This window comes from Candidatus Berkiella aquae (genome assembly GCF_001431295.2).
GTDB lineage: Bacteria > Pseudomonadota > Gammaproteobacteria > Berkiellales > Berkiellaceae > Berkiella > Berkiella aquae.
This window is the reverse complement of record NZ_LKAJ02000001.1, coordinates 137,070-154,537: the sequence shown is the minus strand read 5'-3', so window position 1 is coordinate 154,537 and position 17,468 is coordinate 137,070. Positions and strand designations below refer to the sequence as shown.

Annotated in this window: 15 protein-coding genes; 7 read left to right on the top strand and 8 right to left on the bottom strand. The window is 38.4% G+C overall.

Annotation, left to right across the window (positions count from 1 at the left end):
• Window positions 1-43: 43 nt before the first annotated feature.
• Both HT99x_RS00695 and HT99x_RS00690 read left to right on the top strand, forming a co-directional pair.
• The gene (locus HT99x_RS00695; RefSeq protein ID WP_075067538.1) at window positions 44-697 is read left to right on the top strand and encodes a hypothetical protein; all 654 of its coding nucleotides are present in this window, start codon (window positions 44-46) and stop codon (window positions 695-697) included.
• 149 nt (window positions 698-846) lie between these two features.
• Complete coding sequence (locus tag HT99x_RS00690) at window positions 847-1,911, top strand: hypothetical protein (RefSeq protein WP_075067539.1); 1,065 nt, start codon at window positions 847-849, stop codon at window positions 1,909-1,911.
• On the opposite strand, the gene HT99x_RS00685 is transcribed toward HT99x_RS00690, so the two are convergent.
• From HT99x_RS00685 to HT99x_RS00665, 5 genes are all read right to left on the bottom strand, one after another.
• Entirely contained in the window at window positions 1,903-2,982 is a 1,080-nt protein-coding gene (locus HT99x_RS00685; RefSeq protein ID WP_075067540.1) for a hypothetical protein, read from the bottom strand. The genes HT99x_RS00690 and HT99x_RS00685 overlap by 9 nt on opposite strands.
• A gap of 157 nt (window positions 2,983-3,139) precedes the next feature.
• Window positions 3,140-4,171, bottom strand: a complete 1,032-nt coding sequence (locus HT99x_RS00680) for a U-box domain-containing protein (RefSeq protein WP_075067541.1) — start codon at window positions 4,169-4,171, stop codon at window positions 3,140-3,142.
• Window positions 4,172-4,256: 85 nt separating this feature from the next.
• Window positions 4,257-4,880 (bottom strand): DUF1963 domain-containing protein, encoded by a 624-nt coding sequence (locus tag HT99x_RS00675; protein ID WP_075067542.1) that lies wholly within the window; start codon window positions 4,878-4,880, stop codon window positions 4,257-4,259.
• Window positions 4,881-4,985: 105 nt separating this feature from the next.
• Complete coding sequence (locus HT99x_RS00670) at window positions 4,986-6,524, bottom strand: hypothetical protein (protein ID WP_075067543.1); 1,539 nt, start codon at window positions 6,522-6,524, stop codon at window positions 4,986-4,988.
• 47 nt (window positions 6,525-6,571) lie between these two features.
• Window positions 6,572-7,750 (bottom strand): FAD-dependent oxidoreductase, encoded by a 1,179-nt coding sequence (locus tag HT99x_RS00665; protein ID WP_075067544.1) that lies wholly within the window; start codon window positions 7,748-7,750, stop codon window positions 6,572-6,574.
• Window positions 7,751-8,032: 282 nt separating this feature from the next.
• Here HT99x_RS00665 and HT99x_RS00660 point away from each other — a divergent pair, with 282 nt between their 5' ends.
• Window positions 8,033-9,622 carry a protein kinase domain-containing protein gene (locus tag HT99x_RS00660; protein ID WP_075067545.1) on the top strand — a complete coding sequence of 530 codons (1,590 nt, stop codon included), beginning with the start codon at window positions 8,033-8,035 and terminating at the stop codon, window positions 9,620-9,622.
• On the opposite strand, the gene HT99x_RS00655 is transcribed toward HT99x_RS00660, so the two are convergent.
• Together HT99x_RS00655 and HT99x_RS00650 are read right to left on the bottom strand one after the other, a co-directional pair.
• Window positions 9,623-10,681 carry a hypothetical protein gene (locus tag HT99x_RS00655; protein ID WP_075067546.1) on the bottom strand — a complete coding sequence of 353 codons (1,059 nt, stop codon included), beginning with the start codon at window positions 10,679-10,681 and terminating at the stop codon, window positions 9,623-9,625.
• A 96-nt stretch (window positions 10,682-10,777) separates the two neighbouring features.
• Window positions 10,778-12,370 (bottom strand): F-box protein, encoded by a 1,593-nt coding sequence (locus HT99x_RS00650; RefSeq protein ID WP_075067547.1) that lies wholly within the window; start codon window positions 12,368-12,370, stop codon window positions 10,778-10,780.
• Window positions 12,371-12,657: 287 nt separating this feature from the next.
• On the opposite strand from HT99x_RS00650, the gene HT99x_RS00645 reads away from it, so the two are divergent.
• The 4 genes from HT99x_RS00645 (at window position 12,658) to HT99x_RS00630 (ending at window position 15,574) form a co-directional block, all read left to right on the top strand.
• Window positions 12,658-13,602 (top strand): zinc-binding dehydrogenase, encoded by a 945-nt coding sequence (locus HT99x_RS00645; RefSeq protein WP_075067548.1) that lies wholly within the window; start codon window positions 12,658-12,660, stop codon window positions 13,600-13,602.
• Between the two features lie 195 nt (window positions 13,603-13,797).
• The gene (locus tag HT99x_RS00640; RefSeq protein ID WP_075067549.1) at window positions 13,798-14,169 is read left to right on the top strand and encodes a PRC-barrel domain-containing protein; all 372 of its coding nucleotides are present in this window, start codon (window positions 13,798-13,800) and stop codon (window positions 14,167-14,169) included.
• A gap of 124 nt (window positions 14,170-14,293) precedes the next feature.
• Complete coding sequence (locus HT99x_RS00635) at window positions 14,294-14,524, top strand: DUF1653 domain-containing protein (RefSeq protein WP_075067550.1); 231 nt, start codon at window positions 14,294-14,296, stop codon at window positions 14,522-14,524.
• A 114-nt stretch (window positions 14,525-14,638) separates the two neighbouring features.
• Window positions 14,639-15,574: a protein kinase domain-containing protein gene (locus HT99x_RS00630; protein ID WP_075067551.1), complete on the top strand. Its 936-nt coding sequence runs from the start codon at window positions 14,639-14,641 to the stop codon at window positions 15,572-15,574.
• 458 nt (window positions 15,575-16,032) lie between these two features.
• On the opposite strand, the gene HT99x_RS00625 is transcribed toward HT99x_RS00630, so the two are convergent.
• Window positions 16,033-17,097 (bottom strand): hypothetical protein, encoded by a 1,065-nt coding sequence (locus HT99x_RS00625; RefSeq protein ID WP_139016654.1) that lies wholly within the window; start codon window positions 17,095-17,097, stop codon window positions 16,033-16,035.
• Between the last annotated feature and the right edge of the window lie 371 nt (window positions 17,098-17,468).

Genomic DNA, 17,468 nt, shown 5'->3' with positions numbered 1-17,468 from the left:
GCTAATTAAATCATGTCTGTATCGGTTTTAAGGGCGAGAAGTTATGGAAAAAAATGACAATGATCCAAGTAATTCAAACAATGAAGGCCAATCTAACCCTCAAAACAACCCTGAAGCACAAAATAATTTATCGCAACAAACAAAAGTCGTTTCCTCTGGCATCAGACAGCGTCGCGTTCCAGCGTCTTGGGAAGGCAGACTCATGCCAAGCATTTTAAGAGGCAGCACTGCGCATAACCAAAAAATACGGGAGCAGCTGGCGAAAGAATCTGAGCAACAAACAAAAGCATCTGCCCCCGTATCATCTGCTGTGACGTTGAGAGAGCCTTCTGCTCTATCAAGAGCACAACGCTTGCCCATATCATCTGGCACAACGTTGAGAGGGCCTGACGTTCTATCAACAGAGCAACTCATTGCAGCAGCCAGAAGATATCTACTTTCTAGAACAAAGGCTTTATCCACTACTTCATCGTCAAATGCAAAATTACCTAGCAAGCCAACCCAGAAAGTGGTCCCAGAAATCTCAAAAAATGTATCCATATTAACTGGTTATGAAACGCTCTCTGAAAGAAGCCTGCAAAAAAAATACCCTACAAGTCCAACTGCAACAGAGGCTAGTACCACTTTAAAAGAAGAAGCGCTTAATCAAAACCCATCCAGCATGACCAACGCACCCGCAACAAAGCGCTTACGATAAAACCGACGATAGGACACCCATATTTTGATGAGACTTCATTTTTTGGGTGTCCTTTATTCTAATTTTGATGATATTTAATTTTTGGATGTCCTTTTTTTTTATTTTGTTATAATCAGCAAAAATGTCAGTAAAATAAAAAAGGATTGACCATGACAGGGATTATTAAAAATTTTAGTCAGTTTGTGAAACAGCTGGAACCGTTCCTGAATGTAGAGGCGATTAAAAGCGAACCAATGGACTCTGCTTTATTGCAGTGCTTGATTGACGCACTTAAGGCTGCCCTTAAAGATATCCCTGAAGATATACCTGAAGATGCCTCTGAAGATGCCTCTGAAGATGCTGTTAAAGATAAATTGGATGATTGGAAAATCACTCATGCGCATTTAATAGAAGTCAAAACGAGCTGCACTACTTTTAATCATCCTGCTTTAAATGATATTGTGCAACGTACCATTTCACCCTTTTGTGCAGCTGCATTGGAAGAACGCAAGAATTTATGTCTTAATACCTTAGATTTTGTTTATGATTATAAAACCGCGAGCAAAATATTACACATTAATTGTGAGTCATATCATCCCAAGACTTTCGAACTGCTACAATTCGTCTTGAAACAACAAGACAATATTTTACCGACACTTGCTCGATATTCATTAGATGAGCTCATTACACAAGTTGAAAGATCGCACCTGTTTTCATCAACGGCATTCTGTCATTGGAATAGAACACACCTTAAAAAATTACAAGATTCCTTAAAAGCGCTAATGCATATTTCTAGCACTCATGAAACGCCTCATGAAGCAGGCACTTTTATACTGTCACCCCTTGTTACGGAACGATTCCGAAGAATGAGTTTATACCCACAAGAGTTATCACGCTCAAGTCCAAGCGTCTTCTCTGACTCGAGTTCGAGCGCTAGCGCCATGCAAAATTCTTCTAACAGCTCAACAGATGTTCAAGAGCGTAACACACAATCTCTACCCACAACACCAACATCATCTATGCCGATTTCTAGACCACCTTCTTCATTTCCAGCTTCTTCTTCTCCACCATCGCTTTCATTCTCGCCACCTTATGTTCCACGCCTACCACTTTATCAATTAACCAGTGAAAGAGTGACATTAACGGTGGTACCCACCGCTAATGTACCAGAAGATATGAAGCCCCCAGCGCAAAAAACAAAGAGAACAAGCAAAAGAAATAAGAGGTTAACGTAAAAGCTCACGCAGCCTTGAAGGTAACACTTGCTCTTCAACCTTTTGGCGCTGCGCTTGAGTTTGATAAACCGCTTTTAAATTAACTAACAATTGAGCATTTTTATTATTAGTTAATGTCTCTCTTCCTTTGTTTGCTGAATCTTTATCTAATGGATAAAACTTACCATCGGTTAAGCCTTTCGCTTGCCTTTGCATATGCTTAAAACCTGTGATGCCATCTTTGAGTGGCGGAACAGGCAAAGTAGTGGATGGCTGTGCGTGCATGGATATTGATACGGATCTCATTCCACCCAAATCATGACTTTCAGATTCATCTTCATCGTCTATCTCTTCACGCCTGACTTGACCATCCGAAACAAATTGTGCTCCTCGATCACTTAGGTATTTCGCTTTGACGACAGAAAGCTGCTTGCGCATTTCACGTTTGGCATTATTCGCTGCCCATAATTCCATCGCGGGATCAAGATTAGAGGTGCGTAGTGCACTTAAGAAAGCCAGCTTGTAACTATCATGAGCCGTTGATTCTTCGTCCTTATGATCGACGATATTATCGCGCAAAAAATTCAACAGATTTTTTAATTCAGCAACGTGTTGTGCTTTTTCTTCTGCTGATAAGTCACCACCACCCTGTTCTAAATCTTTGGTAGGTGGATAATAGTGAGGATTATTAGCAATAATACGGTTTATGTCTTCATCGGTATAAACATAGGCACTATTACTGACATCATATCGTCTACTATAAAATTCTTGAGCGACAAATTTCGCCCCATTATGACCAACAGAGCCCCCTGCCCAAGCACCGATGGTGCCTACCGCAATTTTAGTTCCAACGGTCCCTAAAAATGGCAGTGCTTGTAAAACGATGGGACCAAAATAACCGTAAGTCGTACTCTCTGCGACAAATAATGCAGCGCAACCTGCTCCCACGAACACCGTTGAACCAAGGCACCATATTGCTCGCGGGCGTTTAAAATTATAATAGATATCAGAGATGTCATCTGAGACTTCTTTAGCAACATTGGTCTGCAAACTATCCTGAATAAATTTACCCAATGTTTGTAGTATTCCCATGATGTCGCCCCTATTCACTGATAAAAATATGAAGATATTGGGAAAAACAACAAAATTTGCCCGAATGCTAAATCCTGTGAACCATAATGCTTTGAATGAAGAGTGTCAACCCTTTCTGCTTTGTATATCGTTAAGACTCTAACTAAGCATTGAGTGATTACATTCTTCGTTTTTGATTGGTGCCTTCAAATGATTCCATCAATTTCACACGACACTCTGGCCACGCTTTAAGAAATCTATCCAAGGAAATATTGGGTACAACATCCGTTTTATCAAATCGCTTATTGGTATTAGGACATTTTAGTGTACGACCAGAATTAATCATTCCCTCAATCGTTTCTCGACTATAGGAATGGGTTGAAGGAAGAATCATGGGATCTTCTAATGTTGTGAGCAAAACAGGATCCAGCAGGCGTTCTTCATCTAGTCTTTCTATCAAGCCTTGATCATTGCAACCTAAGCGATCAATAATTTTCATTAAATTAAAATTGATATAGTAATTCTCTTCTTTGAGCCCAATGCTCTTCAATGCAGATTCTTCATAGGATTTTCCCTTTTGCAAGATCATAAAAAGTTTCCCATCTTTTTGATTTATTCTGATGTCGTGATTCATCACAGCAGGTGTTCTAAAAATTTTCCCGGTCAACTCACAAGTTAGCGCTTGAATCACACCCGGCATTAATACCACACTCTTTACTTCTTCAGGAGTAGGATTTCTGGTATCGACGTACTTGGAATAAATGCCGCTGACGGCTTGTTGCTCATTATTAGGATTTAATCGATTCTCGATTAATAATTTAACGGTGGATAGCTTAGAAATAAATTCATACAATGAATCTTCATGCAGCCCCGCAGACTCTGCAGAAACATGTTCAATTTCCTTCAATGCTTCTTTCACCTCTGGATCTTCAAGATTATTTGCCTTAATCCAACCCTTGTCTTTATGCAATGCCATTCGCTGGCTACCCGTTGTCCAGCGCATATTTTGATTATTCCAATAGAGAAAATCGATAGTGAGTAATCCCTTTTGCGTATTACTCTCGCGCAATAACCAATAAACTGTTTCATCACTTTTGATCTTTTCTAAATTATTATATTTACCAACCGCATTAATTAAATAACGATATCCCGCTTTGCGATCCATCGCTTGAAATATATAAATTTGCGGTGTTGGTCCGGATCTTAACATGAGATGTCCTTCGTTATACTGTAGATTACTAATGATTTTGAGTATAGGTCATGCCAAACCCAAAGGTAGAGAATTTATACTTGTATTAATAACACTGCCACAAAAATTTACCCTGTGAAGCATTGGCATTAATAAACAGATACCCAGTGCCACTATCACCAAAATTAATATCAAAGGGGATGGCCGTGGAATCAAGCTGCAATAATAACCGCTCATACCCTTTAGGATATTCATCTCCTTGAATAAAGAGCGGTGTACCACCTATTTTGTTACCACTTAAGTGTCGGAAATATTCAGTGTAGGCCTCTTCATCTAATAGCTCAGGAGCAATTTGATAAGCTTCTTCTTTAAGACGAAGTGATACCTCGTATTCTCCATCGATGAGCGTGGGTCCTTCCGGATTATTCTCATATTTAATGGAAGGTAGTGGTATTCCTGGTTGAATAATAACCGCGGTATCTCCCGCATTAGGATCCCACGTTTGTGCCTCATCTTCGTTAGACATGAATAAATATGCAATTTTTCCTTGTGCATTTTCAAATAATTGAGTATCAATCATAATTTGACAGACAAAATGAAGCGGTTTTCCCTTCAAATCTAAGGGCCATTGTGGTTCTTCTAACCATGTAGGCTGCCCACCAAACTTTGTTTTGTGTGAGGTGATAGGCGTCGTTACTTGATTAAATTGAATTGCTGTAATTTTTTTCATTATTTACTCGCAATAAAGCCAATTTAATAAGCTTAGCACGAGAGGATCCATCAATAACACAAGCGCTTATTCATGCAAAATACTTGTATCACCTCATATTACAACTTATTGAATATTACATTTTCTTTTTTGCGATGAATTCTCTTCTTGTGCTAATGCAAACATGCCTTTTTCATCTATTAAGCTTGGGTTTTCAATAATCGCATCAATATCAATCATGACAGGCGCATCTTTAAAGAATTGCACAAGCAATGCTTTCTCTTTTCTGCGAGCCGCTTCTTTCACTATATAATTTAATTCTTGAATGTTTCTGTTACGCATAAGTACCTGTGCCATCAAATCACTGAAATCGACAGTATTAAAACGTCTAGATATAGCCAAAACACCAAAAGCTTCATCGATTGTACAGCGAATAACGCCTTTTCGTTCTTTATAGATCACATGGGCTAAAGTAAAATTACCTTGAGAAGCACATGCCAGAAAATTCGCATCACTAAATATTGAACGTGGTATAGCAGGGAATTTTTCTGCCATCATTTTTTTAGCAATCTCAACAAAACGAAAATCGCAATCGTAAGCATCACATAATTGATTGGTTGCGCTTCTCATGACTTCAATAAAGTTAATGCTGCCAGTATCACTTAATGCCATTAATATTACCGTTATGAGTTCAATATCTCCATTTTTACATGCTGCTGCTAAGATATCGCTATAGGTACTTTCTGTTTGACCATAAAATTCTTTAATCAGTGCATCCATCATTGCATGATTACAAAATGCACTTGAAAAGATCATTAAATCAGCTAATGTTTCAGCATCAAATTGATGAAAATGATATTGCTCTGATTGATTGGCAACAGCAAGCATATAAAGTGTTTGTTTTTGCGCTTCATCTAATTGCATCGCATTCTCTATAGCAAGTAGATTACCTTGTAATGCCAATTCGATGTATTGCAACGCTGGATGATATTGATCCCATTGATATCGTCCTCTTATTATTGCTTTTAATACGATATGAAATATCTCTTTATTAGCTTGCATTTTCGCAAAGATGAGAATATCTAGCATTTCGTTTTCTCTCATCTTAAAATGAGCTAACTGCTCAATCAACTCAATATTGTAAAGTTCGATAGCCACTTTTATCAGCAAAACGGCATAATGGGGAATTTGTAAATGATGACCTACTTGTGCACCACGGTGACCTGCTAGCGACACCATATAAAGCCGATTGAGTGTATCTTGTCTAAGCGGAATATTGGTTAAAGCCTCTATATTTCCTTCTAAGGCCTGCAAAAGATAGGGGCTACCTTCTCCATCTGGACTGACAATACTCTTCTGGCGTAGCATTTTATTGTACAGTGCCAAAAACATCTGACGAAATTTTCCTTTTGGAAAATTTGGATTTAATCCATAGCTTGGCAAACTATTACTGAGTTTTAAACTCCATGGTGCAGGATCTGTTTTTAATAGTGTATACCAATTCGTGCAAACGGCCTCAGCCGTTTGCAATGAATCAAAATCAAAGCAACCAAAAAGATAGGTTTTAAGATCATGCGACAGCATGTTAATCCTGTCTATTTCTTGGCGTTCTTGTCCTTTATGCTTTCCTTTCTTATCTTTGGCTTTTTGAAAACTGTGTAGCATTAATCATCCTTTATATTATTGTCCATAAAAAAATGCTACGTACCTCTTCATTCTTTTATGCCATAAAATGTTTTAGCATTCTTAACCAAAATATCAAACTCTTCCTCATTGGGTGTTTCAGGTGTTGCACCTAACACATACGTTCCCCCTAAAACGCCTACATCATTTTTAGCCGATTTGGGTGAACGTTTTGGAAATAGATAAAATACTCGAATGACTTTTTGGCCTCGTTCATTGACTGCATTTGCCTCAAAAAGATAAACCATCAATTGCTCTAAATCTTTTGGGTTTTGATTTTTTAACATAATCAAGTGGCCTTGTGCAGGAATGACTTCATTATCAGAAACCAACTCTCTTGCACCTAGTCCTGAACAATTGATAATAACGTTATCTTTAATTTCTGAAAATGCGGTAATTTTCTTCTTCACAAATTTTACTTTATTTTTTTTAAGGTAGCGTGTCAGTTGATGCATCATCCCTTCAACATCAATAAATAGACCATCATCATAGACAACCATCGATTGCGTTTTACCATTGCCAAAATCTAAGACAACAGGCTTATGCGGCAGTATTCCATCTCCCACAAACGGTTCCAAAGTCGATTCCGTGGTATCTTGAAAATAGGCAGGCAATGTTCTTGCACCTGTTTTAAAGATGGGATGCTGCTGATGTGCAATGCTCCTGTAAAAACGTAATGATTCTATTGCCATATTATATTTTTGTGTTTTTTGCTGGCGATCTTTCATTCTCACTTCAGGAGAGAATGTGCCACCGGCATAGTAAGAAGGCATTTGATTAAATTTCTCTGCAACAACCGTTATATGTTTATAGCCTTGCTGTTCTAACATGTATGCCGTATATAACCCAATAACACCGGCTCCAATAATAGTGATAGGTGTTTCTTTGGTCAGACTTTTAGCCTGCTCCGATCCTTTTAACAATTCCACTAATTGCTTTGCTGAGCCTGGCCCCAAACTCCAGCCGGCACCACCATGGCCGTAATGATGTGCAATAATTTTGTTTTCTGTTGTTTCAATACTGAGTCTGGGAGCCTCTTGATATTTAGGACGGTAACATAAAATCTTTTTACCCAGATGTGCATCACTTAAATTCGGCGGATTCATTTTACGTACTTCAATGTTTGATGAAGCCTGTTGCGCATATCCCGCAGACTGCATCAAACATAAACTCAAACCTAATGTAAAACCTGTTAATAACTTCTTCATTATTTGATTCTTCTGCTGTTGATAAAATGGTAATGATTTTAACGAATTTTTTGTGATAAGCACATAGTTTAAACTAACATGACAGCGCTCTCACTTACTGCATTGATTGACAGCAAATTTCTTTCAACATTCCTTCTCCTTTGGCAAAAATTACCGAGAAGGAATATTAGAAATGAGTATTGGTGATGTAGTGACCGATTGACTGTATATCCCCCTCTCTAGGAACTTCGCATAATAAGACGGAGTCTCACTCATAACATACTGCAAATAAGCAGGATATTTATGGCAGCACATGGGCCTGGGGAAGGATTTGAAGAAGAAGGCCAGGTTATAAAAGATCGAAATGGGACGGAATTTACCCTGGGTAAAGAATTGGGTCATGGTGTTGTCGGAAAAACCTATCGTGGCACTGTCAGCAAAGTGGGCAAAGGCGATTTTAAACTAGGTCAGGAAGTGGCAATAAAAAGCCAACCACTATCCACTGATCCCGATGAAATTGCAGCACAGCAAAGAGAGCTTGCTGCAGCTAAAAAGGAAGGCATTCTCCTTGCCACACCCAATGAAACAGCTGAACGTTCTTATATGGTGCAACCTATCTTTCCTGGGGTAGATTTACGTAGCGCTATCTACCAACTGACCGGAGAAAAGGGTTTCGAAACTGTTGCTGGCAAGGCCAAATTACCTGATCCTGAAAAGGAAATGATTGCGATTGGCATCTTGCGTGAATACGATGTGATGCAAAAACTGAATATTGTCCATGCCGATGTTAAACCTGATAATTTTCTCTATGATAAAGCAAGTGGTACGGTAAAATTGCTTGATCTAGGGCAAGCATTTGATGGTACCCAAGGCAGTCCTCATGACCTTTTTGCTGCGCCAGGGGTTATTTATACGCCTCCTGAACGACATAATAATCGGGAATTAGCTAATTCTTCAAAAACCGATCTCTACAATATCGGGATTATCATTGCATCATTGTATTCAGAAAATTGCTTCGAACGAGATGCTGATACGGGTGAAATTGGAGAGAATAGCGCAGTTAAAGTCAGAGAAGCGCTAAAAGATGTGTTAGATTCTACTAAACCAGTTGCTGGAATGCCGCCTGAATTGCTTAAAATGGTACAACATCTTACTGCGGTTGATCCCGCTAGCAGAGCACAAAATATTGCCTTAGCGCATGGTGCCACTGATTATCATGCCATGACATCAATTACACAATCACAGCAACGCGCCATGTTACAAATCAATGATATCAAATCGATAGCAGACAGTTACATTAAAAATGCGAATGAGCCCCTTAAAAGCCAAGTCAGAGCAGCGGTTAACCAACTTGATCTGACAACAATAGCGAATGACTTAAGTAAAATTGCCAGAGAAAATTCAGCTGATAAAAAACTAAAAACCATGGTCTCTGATGCGGTAAAAAGAATTGATAAATTCAATACTCAAGAAGCCAAAGCCATACAATCGACTCGGATAGAAGCCGCAGAAAAATCGAAACAAGCACAATCTTATTCTCAATCTCTAAAAAATATTGCAACAACGCTGAATGACGTTGCAAACCAACACAAAAAACCAAGTACAGACGGCACTCTTCTCATGAGTGCCACTTTTGCCAGTCAATATGATGAGGTAGGGAAAGTATTTAACTATATGGCAAAAACGGTTGCAGCGCAAACAACCCCTGAAGGCGTTGATAGAACGCTTCAGATGTTATCCGAACAAGTCAAAAAGATGCCTGCTGAAACTTTTGGCCAAGGTGGTGAAAACAAAAGGCAGCAACTCTTATCTATTGTTGATAATGCAAGCAAAATGCATGCGCAAATACGTCAAGAACAAAAGCCTGCTGCCACACCCGCTAAGCTTCGCTAGTTAGCCTAACTTAAGGGACATTAATCCTTTACGCAGATCCGCTTCATAATCTTGTTCAATGTGACTGACCTGAGAATAATAGTCATCACTGCTAACAGAAATATTATGCTTTGCTAAAGACGCCAATCTTAATTGCCGATTTTGCAGCGCCTTATTGTGTGATAAATATAAGGGTAAACAGGCAACCTGGATATCAGGCAACATAACGCTGGGGATTTGCGAAATAGCCTCGGGCCTCCCTACTAATTTCTGTGCGACTAATGTAAACAAGGTGGGTATTCTATTTTTACTCAAGTCATCGATTTCCTGAGCTTGTGGAACCAATTCGACAAATCCACCCCAGTCTTCTTTGGTAACACGTAACTGCTTATTAGAGGCTTTGATGGCATCGATAAGATATTGCAAGCCGATTTCTGACAACTCGGGTTGTACACTCACCGTGAGGTGAAAGGGTCTTGTGATAGTCGATAAATAATAAGCAAGCCATCTTGCCGCTTCATCATTAATACTGGTTAAAGAGAGTGATTGCAAGGGCCCATCTAATAGCGCCTGACAAAATTGTGCATAGTGTGCACTACTTGCTTCTACTTGAATTGGATTAAAGTTTAAATTCAATGCGTTTACATTCGTGGTCACTAACGCTTGAATGAATGCGGTTGCAGAGGGTGTATCAAGGCCTGCCGATGGCAAAGCCAATCTTGATAACATCGGGCTTAATAGTGCTTTGATAGTGGCGATACTTTCTGGCGTAAGCGGCCCATCAATGGTGAGATTTTCCAACCCTTGACAAAAAGGAAGCGCTAAAAGTGGAGAAAGATTTTGTGCTTCACCAAATGGCGCAAGCGTTATCACCAATTGTTTCAGCGGTATTGCAGAAACAATCGGGGCAAGCCTCGAAGCAATTTTTTGCCAAATGCTCTCTGAAAGTTGGGTGTTGCTTAGCAATGCGAGCCCCTGCAGATCGGGGCTCTTTACAAAGGCATCGCTGATTAAATCAAAACGTGCAAGGGTAGGATCATTTTCTAAATCAATTTCAATCGCAAATAGTTGCCCTTGCATACTTGTCTCCAATAAAGGATATTGCTCAACAGTTAGGCGGCAACCTTACATTAATTTAGTTCGAACTGTCAACTGCATTTGCATGGATATGCACCATTACTGGATAGCACAGGTATTTCCATGTTTTCGTGACGCTCTCTCTTGTTGCGGCTCTTCATCTATTAACGATAAATGCTGTAACTGCTTATTGAGTACATATTGTTGCATAAAATCATCAATCAACCATAAATCATCTTCCGCTTCTTCAATTGAAAATGCCATGTCAAGATGATGGATAAAAGCCGTCGCAAGCGCTCTATGATTACCCACGATTAACGTTTTGATAATCCTAGCAATATCTTGAGGATCATGATCAGGATTTCCCAATATTAAGAAGACAACCATATCATTAAGATTGATACTATGAAAACTCTTAGAGGTTTCTACGGCAGCAAGCAAATCATTCGCAGGACACTGTAGATTTTCGCTTTGTTCCAAGATAATAGATGCTAAAGTAATGTTACCTTGACGCAGGCATTCTAAAAAATTATTCGCACTAAAAATAGAAAACTCTGTTAATTTAAATTCATTTTTTAACAATGAAACAAAGTTTTTATCAAAATCATATTGAACTGCCAAATAATCAACCGCTTGCTTTGTTGCATATCGAAATGCATAGAGTCCTTTTTGCTTAACTAAAGACAAAATAAGTGCTGCTAAATCAAGCTCACCATTACGAAATGCAGATGACATCACATGGCAATAAAAAATAGGAAATTCATTTTCTCGATCACCCATTAAATAGGGAATACGTTTCATATTTTGAAATAAACAGGTAAAGATGAAAAATTCTTGAAGCAGGGCAGAATCGCATTTTTCTTCTAATGCGTGAGGCTCATTATGAGCCAAAGCTAACATCCATAATATTTTTTTTACGCGTCCTTGCCATTTATTTGGATCAATTTTTTCTATGTGACCTTCCAATGCTAAGGATATATCCTGTACGGTCAAGGCCGTATCTTGTAATTGATAGCATTTTTTCAAAATAGCCGTTAACGCAATTAAAAACGTTTGCGGCACCGCATGCTTTTTAGTATAAAATAGCATTTCCGTTAGATAGAATTTTTTTACATTAGGTTCCAATTCTTCAATCAAGTCTAGCATGATCTCAACATTGTTGAATCTCACCGCAATTTCATAAGCTAATAATTGATACGCCTCTTCACTTTGATGAATACTTTTATGCAGCTCTTGTGCTGCTGCTTTACAGCCATTGGCTAATGCCAGTGCGAACAGTCGATTCTTGGTATCCATCTTTATGCTCGCTTGATTAATAGCGTCGAGTTTTCCTTCTAAGGCGCTAAAAACATAGGGTGCGCCTTCTTTATCTTGGCTCACAATACTTAACGTATTAAAACAATAATGACGATTTTGAACTAAACGATTGCGACTCTCTTCTGCTTTGAGCATCGGTATATATGATGTAGGGAAATCATGATTTAGCCGGTAACTCCATGGGGAATAGGTTGCGGAGAGTAAAGCGCTATTCCAAGTATGACAGACTCGATGTACGGTTAGTAAATCACTTGAATCCAGTAAATCAAAGACAACCATTTTGAGATCATCTACGAGATCGTTGAAGGTAGTCGCTTTTTTTAATGATGCATTTTGTTCTGTTTTGGTGGGATGTTTCTTTCTTCTAAAAAACATAAATCAATCTCTTTATCGGACTTGATAGTTACCATCTCGTTAAACCTGTTTTGCATTAAGAATAGTCAATAAACGCTCAGCTATAGCCAGCAAATTTTTGGATGGAGAAATTAAACAGATTCAAAAGCGAACAAAAAAGCATATGATTTATATATTTATTTGAAAAACTGAGGAAGTTTACTTGTTTTGACACCTAAGTCAAGAATGTCGGGTAAATTCCCTTAGATACTTGAGTAACTTCAATTCTTTAACGTTTAATACCACGTGTTTTTCATCAGGAGGTTGAAATGAAAATTGCTCAATACCATTCATTCGGCAACATCGATGTTGTCAAACTGGAAAATATCAATAAACCAACCATTAAAGGCGATGAAGTACTCGTTGCAGTTCATGCAGCAAGCATAAATCCTATCGACTGGAAAGTCAGAGAAGGTCATTATGCCGATCCTAAAACGGATACTTTCCCCAAGCCCATGGGCTGGGATTTTTCAGGCACCGTCGTTGAAGCAGGAAGCCAAGCAACCCCGTATAAAGTCGGCGATGAAGTATTTGGCTTAATTCGTTTTCCACAACCAGCAGGCTGTTTTGCTGAATTTGTTGCAGCACCAGCTAATGAAATTGCGCTCAAACCAGCCTCCCTTGATCATGAGCATGCTGCGGGCGTGCCTTTGGTTGCATTAACGGCCTGGCAGGCACTCTTTGCGACGACCCATCTTAAAGCAGGGCAAAAAGTCCTGATTCATGCCGCAGCTGGTGCAGTAGGACAAATGGCAATTCAAATGGCCAAATATAAAGGGGCAACCGTCGTTGCAACAGGCTCTGCTGCGACTAAAGCTTTTTGTCTTTCATTAGGCGCTGATGAATTTATTGATTATCAAACAGAAAAATTTGAAGACAAAGTGAATGATGTTGATATTACGCTCGATCTGATTGGTAAAGATGTGACGATACGTTCTTTGAAAACCATGAAGCCTGGCGGTCAGCTCATCTGCTTTACACAGCCTATTCCAAGCGATGCGGCTAAAGTAGCCAGTGAAAATAATATTACCGCGCAATTTACCATTGTGAGTCCTAATGGTGAACAATTAAAGCAAATTGCTCATCTTATCGATGATCAATTGCTTAAAACGAAGATCGAGAAAATCTTTCCATTAGAGCAAATTAAAGAAGCATTAACTTTGCAACAAACAGGTCACTGTCATGGTAAGATTATCTTAAAAATTAAATCCTAACATCGTTTGCTAGGTTTTTATTAACGAAAACCTAGCTATTTCCTGCCTTATCATTATCAGTCCTTATAAAATCACTGTTTATAATTTTTAAATTAAACCGTTTATTTTAGGCTAAAGTAAAGGTGAGCAAAATGCATTTTCGACTGCATAAATACTCATTTTTATTAATTACAAGTATTTTAGGAGGAACATATTATGGGCAGGGCATCAAATGTTGTAAAAGCAAATGACGAAATTATTAGTGTCAAAGTAATGAATAATGCTAATGAGGATTTAGGCAAAATCACTGAAGTGATGTTAGATAAACAAACGGGTGATGTTGCTTATGTAGTATTAGAAAGTGGTGCTTTTTTAGGCTTGGGAGGAAAATTATTTGCCCTTCCTTGGAATGCACTTCATTACGATACGCAAAAAGATTGTTTTAAAGTCGATATTGATAAACAGCGTTTAGAAAATGCACCGGGTTTTGATAAAGATCATTGGCCTGACATGGCTGATAGAACCTGGGGACAATCTATCTATACCTACTATAAAACAACACCCTACTGGGAACAAAGACACTTCTAAAGTTCCCCTTTTTTAAATGCTATATCACATCAAATGATATAGCATTTATTTGTTGCGTTCGCTATTTACTTTTAACGTATTATCAGCAATGATTGTGTACTTTACATACCATTAAGTATCTGAAATGCAAAAAGTAATCCCCGGCAAATATCGACATTATAAAAATAAATTCTATCGTGTCATTGGCACTGGATGGCATACAGATACACTGGAAGAGCTTGTTATTTATCAGTCTCTATATGATTGTGAACAATTTGGACACCAAGCACTTTGGACTCGCCCCATTGCCGATTTTTTAGGCACCATACAGATCGATGGCATTGAAATGCCTCGATTTACTTTTATAGCAGAGTAAATTGTAGAACATTCGATGAACGATGATAAATAATGGATTAACTGCCTTAAAATCCTTGATGAATTATTAAAACTCACATAACATATTTAGTTTATTCTCTTTTGTTGCATCATTATGAGACGCTACTTACCCGCATTTGTTCAGCATTCTCAACCAAAAGCTTCCCTTTCATTAGATAGCGAAGATTTTCAAACGAGGTGGCAATCTATTTTGAAAGCTTCGACGGTCAACAAACTGATTGGCCACGCTAAAGTAAAGCTGCAATCAACTGGTACTTTTTTTGATGACACAGTATTAGAAGCTATTCAAACTGTATTCAAAGCATCTGATACCGTTAAGCTTCCTAAAAATGAATCGTGCAATTATTCTGTGATAGCTGATATATTTCGCAATGTATACGCAGTTTATCATCCTGAAAATTTCAACAATAATCCTAGCAGTGCGGTTAAACTCATACAAAACCTTAACACACATGAATTTTGTGTACTGAAAGTGAATACTGATAAGCAAGAATTCTTAACTGAATGTGAGTTTCTGCAAAAATATAATCAGCTACTTGGCGTTCAAATGCACCATAATGAAAACGACACCTGTAAATATTACATTATGATGAAGCTTGTTCCTGGAGTGTCATGGGATGAATTTTTAAAACTTTTAGCCAGTAGCAATGATGAATTATCAACGCAAGAGCAAGCCCAAATATTACTCTCACTACTTGAGGCACTGCAAGCCATGTTTGCCAAAAAAATCCATCACCATGATCTTCATCAGTATAATGTCATGTTTGATCCACTATGCATGGCAACCTCATTCATTGATTTTGCTGAAGCTAAAAACATAATACCTGAGGAAGAAGATGCCTGTTGTGCGAATGATCTTGCTAAGATCATTCCTCATTATCAATTGATTATTAGCGATCTTATATTACACAAGATAATTAACGAGCATCTTTTAACACAGCATCACGTTGCTGACAATCTTGCTCAAGCAATCGAAAAAATTCAATCCATCGCACAAATCAAGCCATCATTAACTAAACTCGCTTGTTAATATCAGTCTGTTTATACTTATCTCAACACAGTAAAATTCTTCTTTTCATCCATCTCGTGAAAATGAGAACGCATCAAAAAAATCAAACATCTTACTTACGCAATCTTTTGCTAGGCAGTTCTGAGACTCTCGGTGCCATTATTTCATTACATCCAACCATATAAGCATTTTATTGCCCTTGGAGCCGCCACATAGTAGGAGGTTTGCCTTGTAGCGCATCTTGACGATCTTTTTTTGTGCTTTATGTAATCTTTCAAGAAACCTAATATTAGGTGCAGATTTCATAAGCTGTGTGTTCTTGCACAGAGCATTGGTGAATTATCTACTATCAATTTTTATCAATCGTAAAATTTAATCAAAGGCGTTCTGACTAAATGTTTTGTCACTTAGACAAAACGCAGATAAATTACTGATTGAGCTAAAAAGCAGCTTCTCGCTCTAATTCTTCAAATGCTTCTCTATGCTAATCGTCTTTTAGACGGTGAACTATGCTCTGCTGCTTGTGTGCAAGAAGTATCACTCGGCGTATTATGTTTACAGCTCGAGAATAGCAAAAGCGAAGCTTCTTCATCGTTAACCATCCTATCTTCTGAGTCATCAAACACTGCTCTACTTCGTTTAGCTATCCGTTTTTCTGAATCGTCATTTGGATTAATTTCTTCTTTAGACATAGCTTCTCGCACCTTGGTAAGCAGCTTCTGCACTTTTTTATCAAGCGTCATTTGGTAAGACTGCAAAAAAGCGGTGATTTGTTCTTCGCTATAACCTTTTTCTTTTAACTTTTCCTCTGTAGGGAGTGGACGACAACGATATGCTTGCTCTTGTGCATCATATCGAGCTTTTCTTAGCGCTTGTTCTTGCTCTGTTCCTTTAGCTGCTTCATAGGTAGCAAGATAGATAGTGATCTGTTCATCCGTATAGCCTGCCTTCTTTAATGCTTCCTCTGAAGCACAAGCGCGGGCATGATAGGCAGATGTCCGTGCATGACCCCGTGTTAACCTTTTCGCCTGTTCTTCTTGTGTGCTCTCAGATTGCTTATATGCCGCTTGGTATGCTTCTATTTCTTTTTCTGAATATCCTTTCTTTTTTAATGCTTCATCTGAATAACAAGAATGACCTAGAGATGCTGTGCCTTGTGCTGATTTACGTGCTTTTCTCAATGCTTGTTGTTCTTTGCTGCGCTCAAGTTCTTTATATTTCTCCAGATAGACCTTGACTTGTTCAGCGGTATATTTCATTCTTTTTTTCAAATATTCTTCGGTAGGACAAGCTCGCCCATGAGCAACCGCATCAACTGCGGCCTTTCGAGCTTTTTTTAACGCCTGCTCTTCAGGGGTGCCGACATTCTTATTAAACGTTGAAATATAAACATCTGCTTGTTCATCCGTATATCCAAGTTTGGCTTTAAGCGCTGTTTTGTCAAGACAAAGACGACCTTGTTTAACAGCAGTTTTTGCTGATTTTCGAATTTGTTGCAATGCTTTTTCTGGTGTTAAATTTTTAATATCTGTATTTCTTGGCATAACAAAGCCTCCAAAAAGTTGATAAACGCCATTGTCGGCAATGCATGAATGCTCAATTAGATAGATGGAAATAAACATAGATGGACTATGGGCAAAGCATTGCAGTTACTTTGTTTCAGGAATGCAAACCCCAGCCTATTGTGCTGATATGAAAACTTTTGATTCAATATCATCTATATCTTTTATATCCACCCACAATTTGGGCCTCATTCGTTGCGAACATTGTCATGCTCCATTGATTTTTATTCGAACTTTCCTGTCATGAATTGCTTTATACCAGAACAGAAGTTAGTCTTCAACATAATTATGAAAAATCGGATATTATCTTGACTAGGGGCGCAGTTTTTATGACATTTTAGTGATTTCAGCCC

Coding starts and splice junctions, on each gene's coding strand:
- HT99x_RS00695 (WP_075067538.1), top strand. CDS start 44: ATGGAAAAAAATGACAATGATCCAAGTAATTCAAACAATGAAGGCCAA.
- HT99x_RS00690 (WP_075067539.1), top strand. CDS start 847: ATGACAGGGATTATTAAAAATTTTAGTCAGTTTGTGAAACAGCTGGAA.
- HT99x_RS00685 (WP_075067540.1), bottom strand. CDS start 2,982: ATGGGAATACTACAAACATTGGGTAAATTTATTCAGGATAGTTTGCAG.
- HT99x_RS00680 (WP_075067541.1), bottom strand. CDS start 4,171: ATGTTAAGATCCGGACCAACACCGCAAATTTATATATTTCAAGCGATG.
- HT99x_RS00675 (WP_075067542.1), bottom strand. CDS start 4,880: ATGAAAAAAATTACAGCAATTCAATTTAATCAAGTAACGACGCCTATC.
- HT99x_RS00670 (WP_075067543.1), bottom strand. CDS start 6,524: ATGCTACACAGTTTTCAAAAAGCCAAAGATAAGAAAGGAAAGCATAAA.
- HT99x_RS00665 (WP_075067544.1), bottom strand. CDS start 7,750: ATGAAGAAGTTATTAACAGGTTTTACATTAGGTTTGAGTTTATGTTTG.
- HT99x_RS00660 (WP_075067545.1), top strand. CDS start 8,033: ATGGCAGCACATGGGCCTGGGGAAGGATTTGAAGAAGAAGGCCAGGTT.
- HT99x_RS00655 (WP_075067546.1), bottom strand. CDS start 10,681: ATGCAAGGGCAACTATTTGCGATTGAAATTGATTTAGAAAATGATCCT.
- HT99x_RS00650 (WP_075067547.1), bottom strand. CDS start 12,370: ATGTTTTTTAGAAGAAAGAAACATCCCACCAAAACAGAACAAAATGCA.
- HT99x_RS00645 (WP_075067548.1), top strand. CDS start 12,658: ATGAAAATTGCTCAATACCATTCATTCGGCAACATCGATGTTGTCAAA.
- HT99x_RS00640 (WP_075067549.1), top strand. CDS start 13,798: ATGGGCAGGGCATCAAATGTTGTAAAAGCAAATGACGAAATTATTAGT.
- HT99x_RS00635 (WP_075067550.1), top strand. CDS start 14,294: ATGCAAAAAGTAATCCCCGGCAAATATCGACATTATAAAAATAAATTC.
- HT99x_RS00630 (WP_075067551.1), top strand. CDS start 14,639: ATGAGACGCTACTTACCCGCATTTGTTCAGCATTCTCAACCAAAAGCT.
- HT99x_RS00625 (WP_139016654.1), bottom strand. CDS start 17,097: ATGCCAAGAAATACAGATATTAAAAATTTAACACCAGAAAAAGCATTG.